This window comes from Bifidobacterium miconisargentati (assembly GCF_019331675.1).
Classification (GTDB): Bacteria; Actinomycetota; Actinomycetes; order Actinomycetales; family Bifidobacteriaceae; genus Bifidobacterium; species Bifidobacterium miconisargentati.
In genome coordinates this window covers 18,234-39,358 of record NZ_JAHBBJ010000002.1, presented here as the reverse complement: position 1 = coordinate 39,358, position 21,125 = coordinate 18,234, and the positions used below count along the sequence as shown (strand labels likewise).

General features: G+C 64.2%; 13 protein-coding genes and 1 tRNA gene. 3 read left to right on the top strand and 11 right to left on the bottom strand.

The genetic code is table 11. The features are described from left to right. Positions 1-114: 114 nt before the first annotated feature. From xylA to KIH81_RS01435, 4 genes are all read right to left on the bottom strand, one after another. Entirely contained in the window at positions 115-1,464 is a 1,350-nt protein-coding gene (xylA, locus tag KIH81_RS01450; protein WP_214303761.1) for a xylose isomerase, read from the bottom strand. A gap of 746 nt (positions 1,465-2,210) precedes the next feature. Beyond that, the gene (locus KIH81_RS01445; protein WP_214303760.1) at positions 2,211-3,185 is read right to left on the bottom strand and encodes an EamA family transporter; all 975 of its coding nucleotides are present in this window, start codon (positions 3,183-3,185) and stop codon (positions 2,211-2,213) included. A 51-nt stretch (positions 3,186-3,236) separates the two neighbouring features. Beyond that, the gene (locus tag KIH81_RS01440) at positions 3,237-3,656 is read right to left on the bottom strand and encodes a peptide deformylase (protein WP_214303759.1); all 420 of its coding nucleotides are present in this window, start codon (positions 3,654-3,656) and stop codon (positions 3,237-3,239) included. A 94-nt stretch (positions 3,657-3,750) separates the two neighbouring features. Continuing rightward, positions 3,751-3,827, bottom strand: a tRNA-Asp gene (locus KIH81_RS01435). 312 nt (positions 3,828-4,139) lie between these two features. Here KIH81_RS01435 and KIH81_RS01430 point away from each other — a divergent pair. Further along, positions 4,140-5,090, top strand: coding sequence for an ROK family glucokinase (locus KIH81_RS01430; RefSeq protein WP_214303758.1), 951 nt, complete (start codon positions 4,140-4,142; stop codon positions 5,088-5,090). A 397-nt stretch (positions 5,091-5,487) separates the two neighbouring features. Here the strand turns inward: KIH81_RS01430 and KIH81_RS01425 are convergent, their stop codons facing one another. The 4 genes from KIH81_RS01425 to KIH81_RS01410 form a co-directional block, all read right to left on the bottom strand. Continuing rightward, entirely contained in the window at positions 5,488-9,534 is a 4,047-nt protein-coding gene (locus KIH81_RS01425; protein WP_214303757.1) for a DNA-directed RNA polymerase subunit beta', read from the bottom strand. A gap of 155 nt (positions 9,535-9,689) precedes the next feature. Beyond that, positions 9,690-13,253, bottom strand: a complete 3,564-nt coding sequence (gene rpoB / locus KIH81_RS01420) for a DNA-directed RNA polymerase subunit beta (RefSeq protein ID WP_214303756.1) — start codon at positions 13,251-13,253, stop codon at positions 9,690-9,692. Between the two features lie 220 nt (positions 13,254-13,473). Then, complete coding sequence (locus tag KIH81_RS01415) at positions 13,474-14,229, bottom strand: hypothetical protein (protein WP_214303755.1); 756 nt, start codon at positions 14,227-14,229, stop codon at positions 13,474-13,476. A gap of 65 nt (positions 14,230-14,294) precedes the next feature. Next, positions 14,295-15,284, bottom strand: a complete 990-nt coding sequence (locus KIH81_RS01410) for an HhH-GPD family protein (protein WP_214303754.1) — start codon at positions 15,282-15,284, stop codon at positions 14,295-14,297. Positions 15,285-15,304: 20 nt separating this feature from the next. Here KIH81_RS01410 and KIH81_RS01405 point away from each other — a divergent pair, with 20 nt between their 5' ends. Both KIH81_RS01405 and KIH81_RS01400 read left to right on the top strand, forming a co-directional pair. Next, positions 15,305-15,967: a tRNA (cytidine(34)-2'-O)-methyltransferase gene (locus tag KIH81_RS01405; protein WP_214303753.1), complete on the top strand. Its 663-nt coding sequence runs from the start codon at positions 15,305-15,307 to the stop codon at positions 15,965-15,967. Positions 15,968-16,205: 238 nt separating this feature from the next. Then, on the top strand, positions 16,206-17,207 hold the full coding sequence (locus KIH81_RS01400; protein ID WP_214303752.1) for a hypothetical protein: 1,002 nt from the start codon (positions 16,206-16,208) through the stop codon (positions 17,205-17,207). Between the two features lie 228 nt (positions 17,208-17,435). Here the strand turns inward: KIH81_RS01400 and KIH81_RS01395 are convergent, their stop codons facing one another. The 3 genes from KIH81_RS01395 to KIH81_RS01385 form a co-directional block, all read right to left on the bottom strand. Then, a complete protein-coding gene (locus KIH81_RS01395) occupies positions 17,436-18,800 on the bottom strand; it encodes a PFL family protein (protein WP_214303751.1) in 1,365 nt (454 codons plus the stop codon). A 30-nt stretch (positions 18,801-18,830) separates the two neighbouring features. Further along, positions 18,831-19,103, bottom strand: coding sequence for an ACT domain-containing protein (locus KIH81_RS01390; RefSeq protein WP_109057887.1), 273 nt, complete (start codon positions 19,101-19,103; stop codon positions 18,831-18,833). Between the two features lie 95 nt (positions 19,104-19,198). Further along, on the bottom strand, positions 19,199-20,677 hold the full coding sequence (locus KIH81_RS01385) for an MFS transporter (protein WP_338024725.1): 1,479 nt from the start codon (positions 20,675-20,677) through the stop codon (positions 19,199-19,201). Between the last annotated feature and the right edge of the window lie 448 nt (positions 20,678-21,125).

Genomic DNA, 21,125 nt, shown 5'->3' with positions numbered 1-21,125 from the left:
GATATGGCGAATCGTGCCGGATGCGCGCTTTCGCAAGCCATACGGCCCACGGCACCACGCATCCGGTGACGAAGCAATCCGTATCAGTCAGTCATTCGAGACCGAATCCGAGTTTCACTCAACCTCGGACAGGGCGTCGATGATGTAGTTGTTGATGGTGGCCTTGACGGACTCCAGGTGATCGGACTTGGTGGCGGCGATCAGCTCGGACTGCGGCTTGTCGAGGCTGTAGGCTTCGAGGTCGGCCAGGGTGACGTTGCCGTCCTCGATGTCCTTGCCGATGCCGGAGTCGTAGGAGCTGTAGCGCTCGGCCATGAGATCCTGGATGAAGCCGTCCTGGTTCATCTTGTCGGCGACCAGCAGGCCGGCGGCGTAGGAATCCATGCCGGCGACGTGGGAGCGGAACAGGTCCTCGGCGTAGAAGGAGGTACGGCGCGGCTTGGCGTCGAAGTTCAGACCACCGTGAGGACCGATGGAGCCGGCCTGCAGGACTTCCCACATCACGGCGACGGTCTCGTAGAGGTCGGTCGGGAACTCATCCATATCCCAGCCGATGAGCTTGTCGCCCTGGTTGGCGTCGAGGGAGCCCAGGAAGCCGTTCTCGCGGGCCACGCGGATCTCGTGCTGGTAGGTGTGGCCGGCCAGGTTGGCGTGGTTGCCCTCGAGGTTCAGCTTGAAGACGTCGGTCAGGTCGTGGCTGCGCAGGAACTCGATGGCGGTGGCGGCATCGAAGTCGTACTGGTGCAGCGTCGGCTCCTTCGGCTTCGGCTCGATCAGGAACTGGGCGTCGAAGCCGATTTCCTTGGCGTAGTCGGCGCACAGGTGGAAGAACTGAGCGATGTGATCGGTCTCACGCTTCATCTCGGTGTTCCACAGGTTCTCGTAGCCTTCACGGCCACCCCAGAACACGTAGTTCTCGGCGCCCAGGCGCTTGCCGATCTCGAGGCTCTTCTTGAGCTGGCCGCCGGCGTAGGCGTAGATGTCGGCGAACGGGGAGGTGGCGGCGCCGGACACGAAGCGCGGGTTGGTGAACAGGGAGGAGGTGTTCCACAGCAGCTTGACGCCGGTGGCCTTCATGTTCTCCTCGATCTTGTCGACGACCTTGTCCAGGTTGGCGTCGGTCTCGCGCAGGGTGTCACCCTCGGGGGCGATGTCGCGATCGTGGAAGCAGAAGTACTCGACGCCGAGCTTCTGGAACAGCTCGAAGGCGTAGTCCACCTTGGCCAGGGCCTGATCCATCGGATCGGTGTACTTGTAGTACGGACGGTGGGCGGTGCCGGTGCCGAACGGATCAACCAGCTCCTGGTTGAAGGTGTGCCACCAAGCGACGCCGAAGCGCAGCCAGTCCTTCATCTTCTTGCCGGCAACGACCTTGTCGGCATCGTAGTAGTGGAAGGCCAGGCCCTCCTTCGGCCCCTTAGAACGACCGACGTACTCGACCTTGTCAACATCCCACAGACCCATTTGGGCGCTCCTTTGCAGTAGTGGTTCAACGGATTACGGGATTAATAGTAAACCCGTTAAACTATGTTTGTCAAATGATTGAATTAATACGGCGGCACACAGCGTGTTGCCAATGATCGCAACGGTTTTCGACAGCCATGCATAGACGCGGAGAAAAGACGCATGCGAAAAAGCGGACCGCATGCAGCCCGGATGCCGCAGCCCTGATTAGCGGCCGTTTCTTGCCAGGAGGCTGCACGGTCTAGCAAATTCCGGACGGAAATCCGCCGAATCGCGGCCGTTTTTCGATAGACCGCACGGGCTCCCAGCAGAGAACGGCCGCTAGACCAACCTGACAAGGGCCATATGGCCCGCCGCATCCCCACGGCAGGCCATATGCGGAGCGTCCCCCGATTCCCGAACCCGACAGCCATCCGCGTACCTCATGGCGACGAATGGCCAACGGGGTTATCCGGCCGCCCGTCCCCTCACATCGGGCGAATCAGACCAGATCTCTCAATAACGTTGGCCGGCGGATGTTCCTTCCGCCGTGAGGCACACGTTACGCCCCGCATGTAAACGTTCGCAATCCCCCGCCCCGGTTTGGTGGATAAGTGGAAAACCGCACGATTCCGCCACTCCCGAATGTGCATAACCGGTCGGCCATGCGGTGGATAATCCGCCATCCGGCCCGGTTATCCACCGGTTGAGCCGATGGTTGTCCACCGCAGGCACAGCCGCGCGGCCGGCACCGGCGTGTCGCTCCCCTACTTCAGGCGTTCGTAATGCCGCCTTACCAGGTCGAAGGTATACACGGCGAGCGCCAGCCAGATCACGGAGAAGGAGATGAACCGATGCGCCGGCACCCGTTCCCCGAGCACCGCAATGCCCAGAATCAGCTGGATGGTGGGCGTGATGTACTGCGTAAAACTCAACGTCAGGAACGCGGCGTGCTTGACGCCGTACGAAGTGAGCACCAGCGGGATCACCGTGAGCACGCCGCAACCGGCAAGCATCGCCCACACCCACCACGGCTCCCCCGCCGGCACGCCGAACCGCGGCTGCACGGCGAGCGCCACGAACGCGATCGGCGTGAGCACGCCGGTCTCGAACGTCAGTGATTGGAACGGGTCGAGCGGCACGAATCGTTTGATGAGGCAGTATCCCGAGTAGCTGAAGGTCATGAGCAGCGCGAGACCGGGAAACGAGCCGGTGTCCAGCACATACAAGGCACCGCCGATGACCGCGATGCCCATGGAGACCAGTCCGAGCCGCGTGGTGCGTTCGCGCAGCAGCACGAGCGCCAGCAGCATGTTGATGAGCGGCATGAGGAAGTTGGCGGCGCTGGCCTCGGAGGTGCGGCCTATCGAGACCAGATAGATATAGACCACCCAGTCGATGGTCACGAGCACGGCGGCCGTGACGGCCATCGCGAAGACCTTCGGCGTGCGCCACATCGCGCATACGGCCGCGACGAGGCCACGCCAGCGGCCGGTCGCCAGCATGAACACCACCATCACCACCGCCGCGGTGACGATGCGGTAAAGCATCACGTTCATCGACGGCACGCTGGCCAGCGCGGCCCAGTACAGCGGGAACATGCCGTATACGAACGCCTGCGCGAGCGTGGCGGCCACGCCTTTGGGCGTCTGGACGATCTGCGGGCCGGAGGCGTGCCCGTCGTCGACGGATTCGGTGCCGGTATGTGCGGTGACGTCAGGTGCGGATGATGCTGGATTCACCGGATGATTCTAACGCAACCGGCCCGTGCGGCCCGGCTTGGCTGGTCCGGCTCAGATGATGATGCCGTTGCAGTGGTCGACTTCGTGCTGGATGATCTCGGCGGTGAAACCGGTGAACGTGGCATGGCGAGCCCGTAAGCGACGGTCCTCGAAATCCACCTCGATGCGGCGGTAGCGCAGCGTGCGGCGTTCGCCGTCCAGGGACAGGCATCCTTCCTGGGTGTCGTACGCGCCGTCGGTGGCGGTGATCACTGGGTTGTACATGACGGTGATGCGTCCGCCCAAGTCCTCGTCGACGAAGGCGATGATGCGCTTGTTCACGCCGATCATGTTGGCGGCCATGCCCACGCAGCGCGAGCGGTTGGCCTCCAGCGTGTCCACGAGATTCTGCGCCACGGTTTCGTCGCCGGGGCCGGCCTGCTCGGACGGCATGCGCAGGAAGGAACGGGAGGTCATGATCGGACGCTGCATGGTGGCGGACTCCTTGCCGTTGGGTTGGCGCGGCGATGAGCCGCTGTGTCAGGTCAGATAACGAAAAAGGCTTCCGAATCATCGGAAGCCTTGGTGGCGACCCCGGCCGGACTTGAACCGGTGACCTCCGCCGTGACAGGGCGGCGCTCTAACCAACTGAGCTACGGGGCCGTGTGTTTCTCACTCTCGTGAGGCACGAGTGGATACATTACCGGAAGCACAGGCATATGCGCAACTTCGGCGTGTCGCGGCGTGTCGCATCACACCACCCCTGATGCCCCCTATCGAATCGGCGTCAATGCAACCGTTTGCTTCCCAATTGGTGATTTAGGGGGGGGTGGGTGTGAACGCTCCCACCCATGTGCAAACCAGGCAATCGATGCTGCCATTGCTGCAAATCATGCGGGAAATACCACGTTACGTCTTCCGCAACCGTTATGATTCCAGTGTTTGAAGCGTACCAAGACAATCAAAGGAGAGGCCATGACCACGCTTGCCATCGATATCGGAGGAACCAAGATCGCCGCCGCCGTGTGCGATGAAAACGATACCATTATCCAGCGCTGGCGCGTCCCCACGCCGATGGATGCCGACGCCATCAACCAGAACATCGCCAAGATCTACAACGAGGCCATCGCCTCCGGCCACACCGACATCCAGGCCATCGGCGTCTCCGCCGCAGGCAACGTCGGCGCCGACCGCAAGACCATGACCTTCGCCGCGAACATCCCCGCATGGCTCAACTACGACCTGTCCGAGCACATCGGCGCGCTCATCGACCACGCCGTGCCGGTCATCATCGAGAACGACGCGAACTGCGCCGGCTGGGGCGAGTACGTGCACGGTGCCGGCCAGGGCAGCAAGAACATGGTGGCCCTGACCGTGGGCACCGGCCTCGGCGGCGCCATCGTGATCAACGGCGAACTGTACCGCGGCTCCTTCGGCATGGCCGCCGAGCTCGGCCACCTGCCGATGGTCCCGGACGGCGACCACTGCGGCTGCGGCCTGCGCGGCTGCGCCGAGCGCTACACCTCCGGCACCTCACTGGAGAACTTCGCCAAGTCCGCCGTGCGCCGTCGCCCGCAGGACGCCAAGCGCCTGCTGGAGCTGTGCGGTGGCGACATCACCAAGCTCGAGGGCCCGATGGTCTCCCAGGCCGCCCAGGAGGGCGACGTGCTCGGCCTGTACGCCTTCAACAAGATCGGCGAATGGCTCGGCCGCACGATGGCCGCGACCGCCGCGGTGCTCGACCCGGACATCTTCGTGATCGGCGGCGGCGTGGTGGCCGTCGGCGACATCCTGCTGGAGCCGGCCCGCTACAACTACTCCCGCTTCCTGGAAGGCAGCGCCTACCGCGGCCACGCCAAGATCGTCGCCGCCACCGCCGGCCAGGACGCCGGTCTGATCGGCGCCGCCAACCTGGCCCTGCGCTAAGTCCGCTGGGTTCCGCGGATGACACAAGAAGCGTGCTCTTCCTTGATTTGGGGAGAGCACGCTTCTTTGCTTTTCGGCTCCCCTCTCTGAGGGGAGCTGTCGAACGAAGTGAGACTGAGGGGAGTCGTAGCGTTGAGGCTATCTCCCGTGCAGCTCCCCTCAGTCAGCTTCGCTGACAGCTCCCCTCGGAGAGGGGAGCCAGTGTACCGTGTCCGTTCCAGCCTTCCTGCCCCTGCCCCTGCCCCTGCCCGCATACAACGCAAGTGGCCTGGAACCTCCTCGTATCAGAGGAGGTTCCAGGCCACTTGCGTTATGCCGACGTTTGGGAACGGCTTGCTACCACCGCCGGCTGGGGCTTTAGGTCAAAAGGACCCGTCAGCCCCGCCGGCGGTCCGGCTCACTGCTGGTCGCCGAGACCGAGGTCGTCGTCACCCTGGTCGGAGTAGAAGTCGTCCGGGTTGAAGTCGTCGCCGAGCTTCAGGTCGCCGAACTCCAGGTTGGAGAAGTTCAGGTCGGACAGGTCGGCGTCGGAGAAGGACGCATCGCCCAGGTCGCCCTCGCCACCCAGACCGAAGTTCGGGTAGATGGTGTCGCGGATGGCCTTGTCGGGCTCCACCACGGCGTTGCGGTAACGGGCGAGACCCGTACCGGCCGGGATGAGCTTACCGATGATGACGTTCTCCTTGAGACCCTTGAGGTCGTCGACCTTCTCGGAGAGGGCGGCTTCGGTGAGCACGCGCGTGGTCTCCTGGAAGGACGCGGCGGACAGCCAGGAATCGGTGGCCAGGGAGGCCTTGGTGATGCCCATGAGCGCCGGACGGCCCACGGCGGGCTTGCCGCCGTTCTTGACCGTGTTGCGGTTGATCTCGCGGAAGCGGGCGTTGTCCACCAGCTCGCCCGGCAGCAGGTCGGTGTCGCCGGAGTCGATGATGGTCACGCGACGGGTCATCTGGTGCACGATGACCTCGATGTGCTTGTCGTGGATATCCACGCCCTGGGAGCGGTACACGGTGTGCACTTCCTCCACGATGTTCACCTGGGCGGCGCGCTTGCCGAGGATGGTGAGGATCTTCTTCGGATCCACGGAACCCTCGACCAGCTGGGTGCCGACCTTGATGTGGTCGCCGTCGGCGACCTTCAGCGGCACGCGCTTGGACACCTGGTAGGTGATCGGCTTGATGATGCCCTCTTCCTTCGGAGCGCCGGAATCGGCGTCCGGGGTCAGGATGATCTGGCGGCCGCGATCGTTCTCCATCACCTTGATGGTACCGGCGAACTCGGTGATCGGCGCCTCACCCTTCGGGGTACGGGCCTCGAAAAGCTCGGTCACACGGGGAAGACCCTGGGTGATATCGGAAGCCGCGGCCACACCACCGGAGTGGAAGGAACGTAGCGTCAGCTGGGTACCAGGCTCACCGATGGACTGGGCGGCCACGATACCGACGGTCTCGCCGACGTCCACCAGCTTGTTGGTGGCCAGGGACCAGCCGTAGCACTTGGCGCACACGCCGCGCTTGGACTCGCAGGTCAGCACGGAACGGCACTTGACTTCCTCCACGCCGTGGGCCACGAGGTCGTTGAGCACGTCCATGGACAGGGCGTCGTCGCGCTTGTAGAGCACGGTCTGGCCGTCGGCCGGGTCGATGACGTCGGCGGCGAGCAGACGGGAGTACGGACCACCATCGGCGGCCTTGACGAGCACGAGGTTGCCCTCGGCGTCGCGGTCGGCCACGCGGATCATCAGGCCCTGCTTGGTGCCGCAGTCCTCCTCGCGCACGATCACGTCCTGGGAGACGTCCACCAGACGACGGGTCAGGTAGCCGGACTCTGCGGTACGCAGTGCGGTATCGGCCAGACCCTTACGGGCGCCGTGCTGGGAGATGAAGTACTCCAGCACGGACAGGCCGTCGCGGTAGTTGGACTTCACAGGACGGGGGATGATCTCGCCCTTCGGGTTGGCCACGAGGCCTCGCATGCCTGCGATCTGGTTGATCTGCATCATGTTTCCTCGTGCACCGGACTGCACGATGATGGCCAGGTTGGAGGTCGGGTCGAACTTGTCCTCGACTTCCTTGGACACCTCGGCGGTGCACTCGGTCCACAGGTCGATGAGTTCCTGGCGGCGGGCTTCCTCGGTCAGCAGACCCATCTCGTAGTTGGCGTTGACCTTGTCGGCCTTGGCCTCGTACTCGGCGATCTTGGCGTCGCGCTCCGGAGGCTCGTTCACGTCGGAGAAGGCGAAGGACACGCCGGACCACGGGGCTCGGGTGAAGCCGAGGTCCTTCAGGGCGTCCAGCGTTGCGGCCACCTGCTGGGTGGAGTAACGCATGGCGATGTCGTCCACGATCTTGGACAGACGACCCTTGGCCACCTGGTCGTTGACGAACGGGTAGTCGGTGGGCAGCGTCTCATTGAACAGGATGCGGCCGTAGGAGGTGGCGAACAGCACGGAGCCGTCGTGGAAGCGCTCTTCCTTGGCGACCTCGGTCTCGCCCTCGCGCGGGTCGAGCACCTTGACCTCGCCCGGCTCCCAGTTCTTCGGCAGCACGAAGTTCTCCGGCAGGCGGATGAGCACCTTGGCCTGCATGTCGATCTCGTGCAGGTCGAGGGCCATCTCGGCCTCCTCCAGGGAGGAGAACACGCGGCCCTGGCCCTTGGCGCCCTCGATGACGGTGGACAGGTAGTACAGACCGAGGATCATATCCTGGGACGGCATGGTCACGGTGTGGCCGTCGGCCGGCTTGAGGATGTTGTCGGAGGCCATCATCAGGGAGCGGGCCTCGGCCTGGGCCTCGGCGGACAGCGGCAGGTGGACTGCCATCTGGTCGCCGTCGAAGTCGGCGTTGAAGGCGGCGCAGGCCAGCGGCGGCAGGTGGATGGCCTTGCCTTCCACCAGGATCGGCTCGAAGGCCTGGATGCCCAGACGGTGCAGCGTAGGTGCACGGTTGAGCAGCACCGGATGCTCGGAGATGACCTCCTCGAGCACGCCGTACACTTCGGTGTCGCCGCGGTCCACCATGCGCTTGGCGGACTTCATGTTCTGCGCGTAGTTCATGTCCACGAGGCGCTTGATGACGAACGGCTTGAACAGCTCGAGGGCCATCGGCTTCGGCAGACCGCACTGGTGCATGCGCAGGGACGGGCCGACCACGATCACGGAACGGCCGGAGTAGTCGACTCGCTTACCGAGCAGGTTCTGACGGAAACGACCCTGCTTACCCTTGAGCATGTCGGACAGGGACTTGAGCGGACGGTTGGACGCGCCGGTGACCGGACGGCCACGACGGCCGTTGTCGAACAGGGAGTCCACGGCCTCCTGGAGCATGCGCTTCTCGTTGTTGAGCATGATCTCCGGGGCGCCGAGCTCGATCAGTCGCTTCAGACGGTTGTTGCGGTTGATCACGCGGCGGTACAGGTCGTTGAGGTCGGAGGTGGCGAAACGGCCGCCGTCGAGCTGGACCATCGGGCGCAGATCCGGCGGGATGACCGGGATCACGTCGAGCACCATGGCCTCCGGCTTGTTGCCGGTGGTCAGGAAGGCGTTGACGACCTTCAGGCGCTTGAGGGCCTTGGTCTTGCGCTGCTCGGAAGCGTCCTTGATCTCCTCGCGCAGTTCCTTGGAGATGGCCTCCAGGTCGAGGGACTGCAGGCGCTTCTTGATGGCCTCGGCACCCATGCAGCCGTCGAAGTAGTCGCCGTAGCGGTCCTGCATCTCGCGCCACAGATCCACGTCGTCCACCATGTCGCCGGGCTTGAGCTTCTTGAACTTGTCGAAGACGGCGTCCACGCGGGCGATCTGGTCGTTGTAGCGGGTGCGGATGGCGGTCATGTCGCGCTCGGCGCCGTTGCGCAGCTTGGCGCGGGCCGGACCCTTGGCCTCACCGGCCTCCTCGAGGGCGGCGAGATCCTCCTCCACCTTCTTGGCGCGGGCTTCGATGTCGGCGTCGCGGCGCTGCTCAAGACGCTTGATCTCGGAGTCGAACTCGTCCTGCAGGCCGGGCATGTCGTTGTGACGGGTCTCGTCATCCACCTCGGTGACCATGTAGGACGCGAAGTAGATCACGCGCTCCAGGTCCTTCGGGGTCACGTTGAGCAGGTAGCCGAGGCGGGACGGCACACCCTTGAAGAACCAGATGTGGGTGACGGGGGCGGCCAGCTCGATGTGGCCCATGCGCTCACGGCGCACGCGGGACTTGGTGACCTCCACGCCGCATCGCTCGCAGACGATGCCCTTGAAGCGCACGCGCTTGTACTTGCCGCAGGCGCACTCCCAGTCGCGGGTCGGGCCGAAGATCTGTTCGCCGAACAGACCGTCCTTCTCAGGCTTCAGGGTGCGGTAGTTGATGGTTTCGGGCTTCTTGACCTCGCCGTGGCTCCAGCCGCGGATGTCCTCGGTGGTGGCCAGGCCGATGCGAAGCTTGTCAAATGCGTTGACGTCCAGCACTTGTTAATCCGTTTCTTTCAGAAAAAGTTTTGTTCGCGCCTTATCGTGACGATGTCGGCGTCTTGGCGTGTTCACGCTGTGGGAGCCGTCCGGGCCGGGCCCGCCCGCCCGATGATGGGGCAGACGGCGGGCCCGGCCGAGGACGGCCCGAGGGATCACTGGTACTCGGGCTCTTCGGCCTTCTGGTCTTCCTTGGCGGCCGCGTCCGGGCGGGCGCCGATGTTGAAGCCGAGGTCGTCGGTGGAGTTCGCCGGATCGTCGTCCTCGTCCTTCATGTCGATGGCCACGCCCTCGGCGTTGAGCACCTCGACGTTCAGGGACAGGGACTGCATTTCCTTGAGGAGCACCTTGAAGGACTCGGGGATGCCGGCCGGCGGCAGGTTATCGCCCTTGACGATGGCGCCGTAGACGCGCACGCGGCCGTCGACGTCATCGGACTTGGTGGTCATCATCTCGTGCAGCGTGTAGGCGGCACCGTAGGCCTCGAGGGCCCACACCTCCATCTCGCCGAAGCGCTGGCCACCGAACTGGGCCTTACCGCCGAGCGGCTGCTGGGTGATCATGGAGTACGGGCCGGTGGAGCGGGCGTGGATCTTGTCGTCCACCAGGTGGTGCAGCTTCAGCATGTACATGTAGCCCACGGAGATCGGCTTGCCGTACGGTTCGCCGGTGCGGCCGTCGAACAGGGTGGCCTTGCCGTCCGGACCCACGAGGCGGTCGCCGTCGCGGTTCGGCAGCGTGGTGGACAGCAGGCCCTTGAGGACCTCGGGCTTGACGCCGTCGAACACCGGGGTGGCCACCGGGGTGCCCGGCTCGGCCTTCTCGGCACCAGAGGGGATGAGCTTCTTCCACTCGGCCTCCAGGTTCGGGTCGAGGGAGATGTCCCAACCGGAATGGGCGATCCAGCCCAGGTGGAGTTCCAGCACCTGACCCAGGTTCATTCGGGAAGGCACGCCCAGCGGGTTCAGCATGATGTCCACCGGGGTACCGTCCGCCAGGAACGGCATGTCCTCTTCCGGCAGGATGCGGGAGATGCAGCCCTTGTTGCCGTGGCGGCCGGAGAGCTTGTCGCCCACCGTGATCTTGCGGTGCTGGGCGATGTAGACGCGGATCATCTGGTTCACGCCGTTGGGCAGCTCATCGCCGTCCTCCTCGGCATCCTCGCGGGTGATCTCCTTGACGCCGATGACCGTACCGGTCTCGCCGTGGGGCACACGCAGGGAGGTGTCGCGCACCTCACGGGACTTCTCGCCGAAGATGGCGCGCAGCAGGCGCTCCTCCGGGGTCAGCTCGGTCTCGCCCTTCGGGGTGACCTTGCCGACCAGGATGTCGCCGGCCTCGACCTCGGCGCCGATGCGGATGATGCCGCGCTCGTCGAGGTTGGCCACGGCGTCCTCGCCGACGTTCGGCAGGTCGCGGGTGATCTCCTCGGCGCCCAGCTTGGTCTCGCGGGCGTCGATCTCGTACTCCTCGATGTGGATGGAGGACAGGGTGTCGTCCTGCACGAGGCGCTGAGAGATGATCACGGCGTCCTCGTAGTTGTAGCCGTTCCACGGCATGAAGGCGATGAGCAGGTTCTTGCCCAGGGCCAGGTCGCCGTTCTGGATGGCGGGGCCGTCGGCCAGAACCGAACCGGCCTCCACACGCTCGCCGTCGTGGACGATCGGGCGCTGGTTGTAGCAGGTGGTCTGGTTGGAACGCTGGAACTTGGCCAGCTTGTAGGAGCTGGTGGTGCCGTCGTCGTTCATCACGCGGATCAGGTCGGCGGAGACATAGGTCACCACGCCGTCCTTGTCGGCCTTGATGACGTCGCCGGAGTCGTTGGCGGCGCGCCATTCGGAACCGGTGCCCACCAGCGGGCGCTCGGACTCGATCAGCGGCACGGCCTGACGCTGCATGTTGGTACCCATCAGCGCTCGGTGGCCCTCGTCGTGCTCCAGGAACGGGATCAGGGAGGCACCGAGGGAGACCATCTGGCGCGGGGAGACGTCCATGTAGTCCACGGAGCTCACGGGCACATCGACTGCCTCTTCCTCGCCCACTCGGGCAAGGGCGGACTTCTGCACGAAGTTGCCGTTCTCGTCCAGCTCCTGGTTGGCCTGGGCGATCACGTGGTCGAGATCGCGGTCGGCGGTCATGTACTCGACCTCGTCGGTCACATGGCCGTTGACGACCTTGCGGTACGGGGTCTCGATGAAGCCGAACGGGTTCACGCGGCCGAAGGTAGCCAGGGAACCGATCAGACCGATGTTCGGGCCTTCAGGAGACTCGATCGGGCACATACGGCCGAAGTGGGACGGGTGCACGTCTCGCACCTCCATGGAGGCGCGGTCGCGGGACAGACCACCGGGGCCCAGGGCGGAGAGACGACGCTTGTTCGTCACGCCGGAGAGCGGGTTGTTCTGATCCATGAACTGGGAGAGCTGGGAGGTGCCGAAGAACTCCTTGATGGTGGCGTTCACCGGGCGGATGTTGATCAGGGACTGCGGGGTGATGGCCTCGGCGTCCTGCGTGGTCATGCGCTCGCGCACCACGCGCTCCATACGGGACAGGCCGGTGCGCAGCTGGTTCTGGATCAGCTCGCCCACCTGGCGGATACGACGGTTGCCGAAGTGGTCGATATCGTCCACGTCCACGCGCAGGTCCACGTCCTCGCCGTTGCGCTTGCCCGGGAAGGTGGCGGCGCCGTCATGCAGGGCCACTAGGTACTTGATGGTGGCGATGATGTCCTCGCGGTGCAGGGAACGGTCGTTGAAGTCGGCGGACAGGCCGAGCTTGCGGTTGATCTTGTAACGGCCCACGCGCGCCAGGTCGTAGCGCTTGGTGTTGAAGTAGAAGGAGTCGAGCAGGTTCTTGCCGGACTCGGGGGTGGGGGTGTCGGCCGGACGGATCTTGCGGTACAGGTCGACCAGGGCCTCGTCCTGGGTCTCCAGGGTCTCGCGGTCCAGGGCGTCGAGCACCAGCGGGTAGTCCTTGAAGGCCTCGCGGATCTCGGGCTTGGTCATGCCGATGGCCATGAGGAAGACGATGGCGGACTGCTTGCGCTTGCGGTCCACGCGCACCTGCGGCTGGTCCTTCTTGTCGATCTCGAACTCGAGCCAGGCGCCGCGGGACGGGATGATCTTCGCGCCGAAGACCTCCTTGTCGGAGGTGCGGTCCTGCTGGCGGTCGAAGTAGACGCCCGGGGAGCGCACGAGCTGGGAGACGATGACTCGCTCGGTGCCGCCGATGATGAAGGTGCCGTGCGGGGTCTGCAGCGGGAAGTCGCCCATGAACACGGTCTGGGACTTGATCTCGCCGGTGTCGCCGTTCTCGAACTCGGCGTTCACGTACAGCGGGGCGGAGTAGGTGTAGTCCTTCTCCTTGCACTCCTGCACGGTGTGACGGGGCTCCTCGAAGTACGGATCTGAGAAGGTCAGGGACATGGTCTGCGCGAAGTTCTCGATCGGGGAGATCTCGTTGAAGACCTCGTCAAGACCGGAGACGTGGGGAACGGTGTTGGTGCCGTTCTTCTCATCCTGCTCCACGCGCGCCTTCCAGCGCTCGTTGCCGATCAGCCAGTCGAAGCTGTCGGTCTGCACGCCCAGCAGGTAGGGCACATCGATGGGTTCCTTGATGGAACCGAAGTTCACGCGGTCCGACGCCTTGTGCAGATCGATGTCATGCTGGTCGGCGCGTGCGATGATGGTGGTGGTGTTCGTCGTAGCTGTGTTAGCCAATGGACGTTCCTTATCGCTCGCTTATTGAGTAATTTCCCCTGGGAGCGCCGGCATGGCCACCATATGCCTATGCGGACGCTTCATTGTCGATGGCATGCCCGCAATATGACATACCCTATGCAAAATCTCAATATTAGCGCTATGGAGCGACAAATCAAGGGGCCGGAACCTTCCCGGCGCAGGGGCCGGAAACCGAAGCGCCCCATGTCTTTCACCTCCCCTACTGGACGGTGAACACGACCTTCTCGCTCTTGACCTTCGGATCGTCCTTGAGGCTCAGCTGCGCCACGTACGTGCCGGCGTTGACCGTGGGCCAGTCGGACTCGTCCGTGCATTCGGTGAGCGTGGCGTTCGCGTTGCCGTTCCACTTCATCTGCTGGGAGTCCTTGTCGCCCTTGGCCATGAGCAGCAGGCGGGAGTCGGCGGGGCAGACGTCGGACCTGTAGATGGTCTCGTTACCGGAGGTGATGGTCAGGATGCGGCTCGAATCGGAGCCGTCCACCAGGCAGCTGCCCGTGCCCTCGTGCACGAGGGTGGCGGTGAATTCCATGGTGCCGCCCACCGGCATGGACTGGGATTTCGAGGACAGCTGCAACGAGAGGTTCTTGGTGGAGCAGTCCTTGACGCTGCTGGTTTTCTTCGGCGTGGGCACGCTTTCGCGGGAGATCGCGTACACCTCGTCATGGTGGATCGCGGTGTTGATGGCGCTTATGCCGCGGCCGAGGCTGTAGCCGCAGAAACCGATCAGCGCCAGCACCAGCAGCAGCACCACACCCACCACGATGCGGCGGCGACGGTAGATCGCCTGCTGCTTCTTGCTGATCTTGCGCCGGCGCTTTTTGGGTGTGGGCGCGCCGGAACGTCCGGGCATGGCTGACCTGCCGGAGCCGCCCCTGACGGATTTGCCGGCCCTTCCGGCTCCGGCCTTGCTCCCCCGCGCGTTCCTCATGCCCGAATTGTTCCTCTGCACTGCCATAACGGTTCCAGTCTACGGCCGCATACCCGGACACACACGGCTATGGGGCGTTTTTCACGAGAACATCAGCCTTGCGGCAGACGCAACGCACCATCCTGGGTCATCTCGATGAGGCCATCGTCGTCAAGGCTGGCGATGCAGGCGGCGAGCTGGGCCCGGTCCTTCCACAGCGTCTCGGCGTCGGCCCTTGCGAGCGTCGCACCGGCCGGCAACCCGCGCAACGCGGCGAGCACCAGCCCGCGCACCTGTCGGTCGGTGCCTTGGAATCGCTGGCGCGGCCGGGTGCGCCGCTCCCCCAGTCCGGGCCTGCCGAGCTTCAGGAACCGGCAGTCACGGGCGACCGGACAGGCCTCGCACATGGGTGACTTGGCCGTGCACATCACGGCGCCAAGTTCCATGACCGACTGGTTCCACGTCACCGAATCGCGGACGGCCTCGGGCAGCACCCGGCCGGCGAGCGCACGTTCGGCGGGACTGGCCGATCCCCCGAGCGATTCGGCGCCGAGGAACACGCGGCTCAGCACACGGCGGATATTGGTGTCGATCACGGCGATCCGCTCGCCGAACGCGAAACTCATCACGGCGGAGGCGGTGTAGTCGCCGATGCCGGGCAGGCCGGTCAGCTCGTCGTAGGTGCGGGGCAGCTCATCGGCGTAATCGCGGGCCACCACGCGGGCGCATTCCTGCAACCGCAAGGCGCGGCGGGGGTAGCCGAGGCGACCCCATGCGGTGATCACGTCGGCCTTGGAAGCCTCGGCGAGCGCGCGGGCGTCCGGCCAGCGGGCCATCCAGTCGATCCAGTAGGGCACCACGCGGCTCATTTGCGTCTGCTGGCTCATCACCTCGGAGACGAGCACGCCCCACGGCGTGGTCCGGCCGAAGCGCCAGGGCAGATCGCGGGCGTTCGCCTCCCACCATGCGGCCAGACGCAACGCCACGTCCTCACGGGCGGCGGCATCGTCCGGCTCTGGTGTCCGAACGGCCGAGGCACCGTGAACCCTGACGTGGAGCTCACGGGAATGCGGATCGGAGCGGGGCTGTGCTGTGTCGTTCATCGTTCTTATTCTTAGCAGCTATGACGAACGAGCCTGAACTGAACCCGCAAACCCCAGAAAATCCGGAATCCAAGGTCGAGAAGATGTTCGAATACGGATACCGCAAGTCGAACTACGGGCCCGACGAACTGGTGACCGACGCGCATGGCAACCCGATCTCCGTGGTGGACGCGATGCTGTCCGCTGAGAAGGCCGCCGCCACCGAGACCGTGACGCCGCACCTGTGCTACTACTCCCCGCGCATCCCCGGCAACACGGGCTCGGCCATCCGCCTGTGCGCGGTGACCGGCACGATCCTGCACCTGGTGGAGCCGCTGGGCTTCAACCTGCGCGACACCAAGCTGCGCCGCGCGGGTCTCGACTACCATGACATGGCGCATGTGGTGCTGCACCCGAACTTCGAGAACCTGGTGGAGTCGATGCCGAATTCGCGCATCATCGCGTTCACGGCGCATGCCACCAAGCTGTACACGGATATCGAATACCGTCCGACCGACATCCTGCTGTTCGGCCCGGAGCCGGGCGACATCCCCGATCCGATGGACATCATGGCCGGACCGCATGTGGCCGAGCAGGTGAGGCTGCCGATGCGCCCGTCCCTGCGCTCCCTGAACCTCACCAACTGCGCGTCCATCGCCATCTACGAGGCGTGGCGTCAGCTGAACTTCGCCGGCGGACGCTGACGGTACCAGTCGGAACGGTCCCATACGCCCCGTACACCTATTCAGCGTACGTAAAGCGCGGAGCCACGGAGCCTTCCCTCACTTTACGTACACTGACGGGCGCGCAGCGTACGTAAAGTGTGGGAAGTCTTCACAGGCCGACGGGAGTTATCCACATTTTTGGATTTCCCGGCATGTCATCCACCGGGTCGAAACAGACGGATTAGGCATGCGCCGTCCATTCCCCTACCGTGGAATGATGAAACAGCACAAAGCAGTGACCACCGCGATTACGCAAGCGGAAAACGAGCAACGGTGCGCGGTCGGCACGACCGATTCCATCCGACGCGCATTGCGGCGGCGATACCTGAACAACGAGCTGCTGTCGCCGTACTCGAACCTGTACGCGCGCCCCGACTACTGGCAAACGTTGAATGAATGCCAACGTTCGATGCATGTCGCACGCGCATTGTCCGTGCTGCATCCGAAGTGGGTGTTCGCGGGACTGACCGCCGCCGACGCATATGGTTACGACCATTCCTGGAATCTGCACCGGCGCCGTATGTTCGTAGCCGATACGACGGGCCGTCATTCGCGGTCCGCGCAAGGCACGGCATCCACCGATGCCGATGCATATCGGATCGAGCACGTTTTCATGATGTCCGTCAACGCCCGGCTGCAGTCGGGCATCTTGGTGACCGAGCCGGCGCGCACGTTGACGGATTGCGCCGTCTCACTCTCGTTCGCGCAGGCACTTCCGATTTTCGACTCCGCGGCACGGCAGCACATGGATCTGCAGTTGGTGGCCGACGCCTGTAAACGGCGCCGCGTGGATATCGCTCCGATACGCAATCTGCTGCATTACGTGGACGGTTCCAGCGAAAACGGCGGCGAATCGCAAGTCCGCGCCTATATCATCATCAACGGATTCGCCACTCCCCTACTCCAGGTGGAGGTCAACGATCCGGTGTTCCCCGCACGCCGGTATCGGACCGATTTCATGTGGCGGCTGCATGACGGACGGGTAATCGTTCTCGAGTACGACGGCATGGCGAAATACGCGGATGCGTCGATGACCGGCAGACGGACAGTCAAGCAGGTACTCAGGGAGCAGAAGGAACGTGATCGCACGCTTCGTGCCGCCGGAGTGACATGCATCCTGCACTGCACCTATGAAGACACACTGTCCAACAAACTGTTTCACATGCTCAAGGACGCCGGAGTGCCCCAGATCAGGCAATACGGCGATTACGGCACGTAGACGGACGCCCGCACACCGCACCGCTCTTTCCTCCCCGTCGTCCCGCCCGCTCCGCGAAAACCGTCGTCTTAGCGTACGTTTTCCGTGGGTTTACCGAGGTTGCCCACATTTTGCGTACACTGGCATTCGCTTAGCGTACGCAAAGCGTGGGAACGTCACGTAAAACCACGGAAAACGTACGCTGAGACGACGTCCATTGTCCGGCTACGGAACGACGGCGGCAGACGGTCAGTTCTTGAACGAATGGATCGGCGCGGGAATGCGGCCGCCGCGCGTCACGAACGCCTCGCAGCTGGTCTGGTTGACCGGCATGATGGGCGCGTAGCCCATGAGGCCGCCGAAGTTGGCCATCTCGCCCACGCCCTTGCCGGCCACGGGAATCACGCGCACGGCGGTGGTCTTCTGGTTGACCATGCCGATGGCCGCCTCGTCCGCGATGAGGCCGGAGATGGTGGCCGCCGAGGTGTCGCCGGGGATGGCGATCATGTCGAGGCCCACCGAGCACACGCAGGTCATGGCCTCGAGCTTTTCGATGGTCAGGCATCCGGATGCGGCGGCGTCGATCATGTTCTTGTCCTCGGAGACCGGGATGAACGCGCCGGACAGGCCGCCCACATAGCTGGACGCCATGATGCCGCCCTTCTTGACCTGGTCGTTGAGCATCGCCAGCGCCGCGGTGGTACCGGGGGCGCCGACCTGCTCGAGACCGATCTTCTCCAGCACCTCACCCACCGAATCGCCCACGGCCGGGGTCGGGGCGAGCGAGAGGTCGATGATGCCGAACGGCACGCCGAGCCTGCGGGACGCCTCCTGGGCCACCAGCTGGCCCACACGGGTGATCTTGAAGGCGGTGCGTTTGATGGTCTCGCACAGGAACTCGAAGTCCTTGCCCTTGGCGGCGTCGAGCGCGCGGGAGACCACGCCCGGTCCGGAGACGCCCACGTTGATCACCGCGTCGCCTTCGGTCACGCCGTGGAAGCCGCCGGCCATGAACGGGTTGTCGTCCGGCACGTTGCAGAAGGCCACGAACTTCACACAGCCGTAGGAGTCGTTGTCCGCGGTGCGTTCGGAGATGTCCTTGATGATGTGGCCGAGCAGTTCCACCGCGTTCATGTCGATGCCGGTCTTGGTGGAACCCACGTTGACCGAGGAACAGACGATGTCCGTCTCGGAGAGGGCCTGCGGCAGGGAGCGAATGAGCAGTTCCTCGGCCGGGGTCATGGCCTTGGAGACGAGCGCCGAGTAGCCGCCGATGAGATCGACGCCGACCTCCTTGGCCGCCTTGTCGAGCGCGTGGGCGATTTGGACGAAGTCCTCGCTGGTCTTGCAGCAGCTGGCGCCGACAAGCGAGATCGGGGTGACGGTGATGCGCTTGTTGACGATCGGGATGCCGTAGTCGCTTTCGATGGCCTGGCCGGTGGAGACGAGGTCCTTGGCGTAGGTGGTGATCTTGCGGTAGATGTTGTCGCAGGTCTTCTCGACCGTGTCCGCCGCGCAGTCGAGCAGCGAGATGCCCATGGTGATGGTGCGCACGTCGAGCTTCTCCTGCTCGATCATCTGATTGGTCTCGTGGACCTCCATGATATTCAGCATGGTGTTTCCTTTCGGTTCGGTCCGGCGAGATCAGATGCGGTGCATCTTGGTGAAGATCTCCTCGCGCTGGCAGCGGATGCGCACGCCGATGTCGTCGCCGAGATCCTCGAGATTGCCGACCATGGCGCTGAATTCCTTGTCGGAGGCGGAGTAGTCCACGATCATCATCATGTTGAAGAAGCCATCGATGATGGTCTGCGAGATGTCGAGAACGTTGACGTGATGATTGGAAAGGTAAGTGCAGACTCGTGCGATGATGCCGACGGTATCCTGGCCGACGACGGTGATGATGGCCTTGTTCATGGCGCTCCCTGGTCGTTGAAACGAAAAACGGGTGTCTTCCCAGTATAGGGAGACACCCGTTACGATGCGCGTTACGTCTCAGCGGGACAGAGCCGTCACGCGGCCAGCTTTTCGATATCCACGTGCACCGGCACGAGCTTGGGCTCGTCCTGCTGTTCCTTGAGCAGGAAGGAGCATGCCAGCACGATGACCACCAGCACCATGCCGAACAGGTAGCCGTAACGGGAACCATCCACGAAGCCCTGGGCGGGGTTCGCGCCGCCCGCCGCCGCGTAGTTCGTCTGGCCGAGGCCGAGCAGGCAGGTGGCCACGGCGGTGGCGATGGCGCCGCACACCTGCTGCATGGTGTTCATGATCGTGCTGCCGTCCGCCGCCATGTGGCCGGGCAGCGACTTGAGCGCCGCGGACTGCGAGGACTGCTGGATGAACGGGATGCCGACCATCACGATGATGTGCGCGGCGAGGAACAGCATGACGGGCGTCGAAACACCGATGGCGCAGAACAGCGCGCCGCCGATGATGGTCAGCACCGAGCCGATCCAGACCAGCTTCTTCGCGCCGTAACGATCGAACAGTCGGCCGGCGGCCAGCGTGCACAGCGCGTTGATCACGCCACCGGGCAGCATGAGCAGGCCGGCGACGGTGGAGCTCAGGCCCATGCCGCGCTGCAGTTCCTGCGGCACCAGGTACATGAACGCCAGCGTGCAGGAGAACGAACAGCTGATCATGATGGCCGGTGTGCGGAACGCGGCGATGCCGAGCGAGCGCAGGTCGAGCAGCGGCGCGGCGATGTGCAGCTGGCGGTAGGCGTAGAACGCCAGCACGAGCACGCCGATCACGAGCAGGCCGATGACCAGCGGCGAGAAGCCCATGTCGCTGATCAGGCTCACGCCGGCGACGAGGCAGCCAAAGCCGATGGCGGAGGTGATGATGGACAGCACGTCGACGTTCGGGCGGGTGCGTTCGATGGGAGTCACGAAGAACAGCGCGGTGCATACGATGGCGACGACGGCGACGAGAGCGAACAGCGCGAAGATCGCACGCCAGGAGAACGCGCCGATGAGCGCGCCTGCGATGGTCGGGCCGATGACCGGGGCGAACATGATAACGAGACCCGCCACGCCGTTGGCCGCGCCGATCTTGTGCAGCGGGAACACACGCATGATGGCCGCGTACATGGTGGGCAGCACGATGCCGGTGCTGATGCCCTGCATGATACGGCCGGCCAGCAAGATCGGGAAAGTGGACGCGATGGTGCATACGATCGCACCGATCAGGAAGCAGGCCAGCGCGAACAGCACGAGCGTCTTGGCCTTGATCCACTTGAGCATGAAGCCCACGCACGGCAGCACCACACCGATGGCCAACATGTAGCCAACGACCATCCACTGCGCGGTGCCGGAGGAGATGCCGAAATCGGCCATCAGGTCGGGCAGGGTGATGTTCATGGACGTTTCGGACAGCATGCCCAGGAACACGCTGATGTACAGGCCGAGCATGACCTTGTGCGGGTGGTCGAAGTGCTGGTGCTGATCCTGGACGAATGCGGAATCGTCAAATTGGGTATTACGAATGGTTGTCTGCTTCTCGGACAACGGGATCCTCTTCCGTATCTCTGTATTCGCTGCCGTCGCGCGGCGCGCGCCATGCATGCCGCAGCCCACCGTGACCCGCGATGATTCCGCGGGTCACGGTGTGCGACTTCATTGGCAGGCGCCGAAAACCCCTAACGTCCGGGTCACATTCGGCAACAAAAAATCGCATGCCCTCCGGCAAGTGATACGCCGGTTGGCATGCGATTATTCAAAACAGAAAGTCACCGTAATACGTTTTTCGATTTTTCGTAAGTACGGCCGCGCGTGTCGCGGAGGGCTCCCCTCAGTCAGCTTCGCGGACAGCTCCCCTCGGAGAGGGGAGCCGGAAGAGGGACGCTATGCCTCACGCTTCGCGTGACGCCGAAGGCGCGGCAACATCCCGCAATTATGGACGGCCTTCGGCCGACTCATCATTACCTCGGACTCA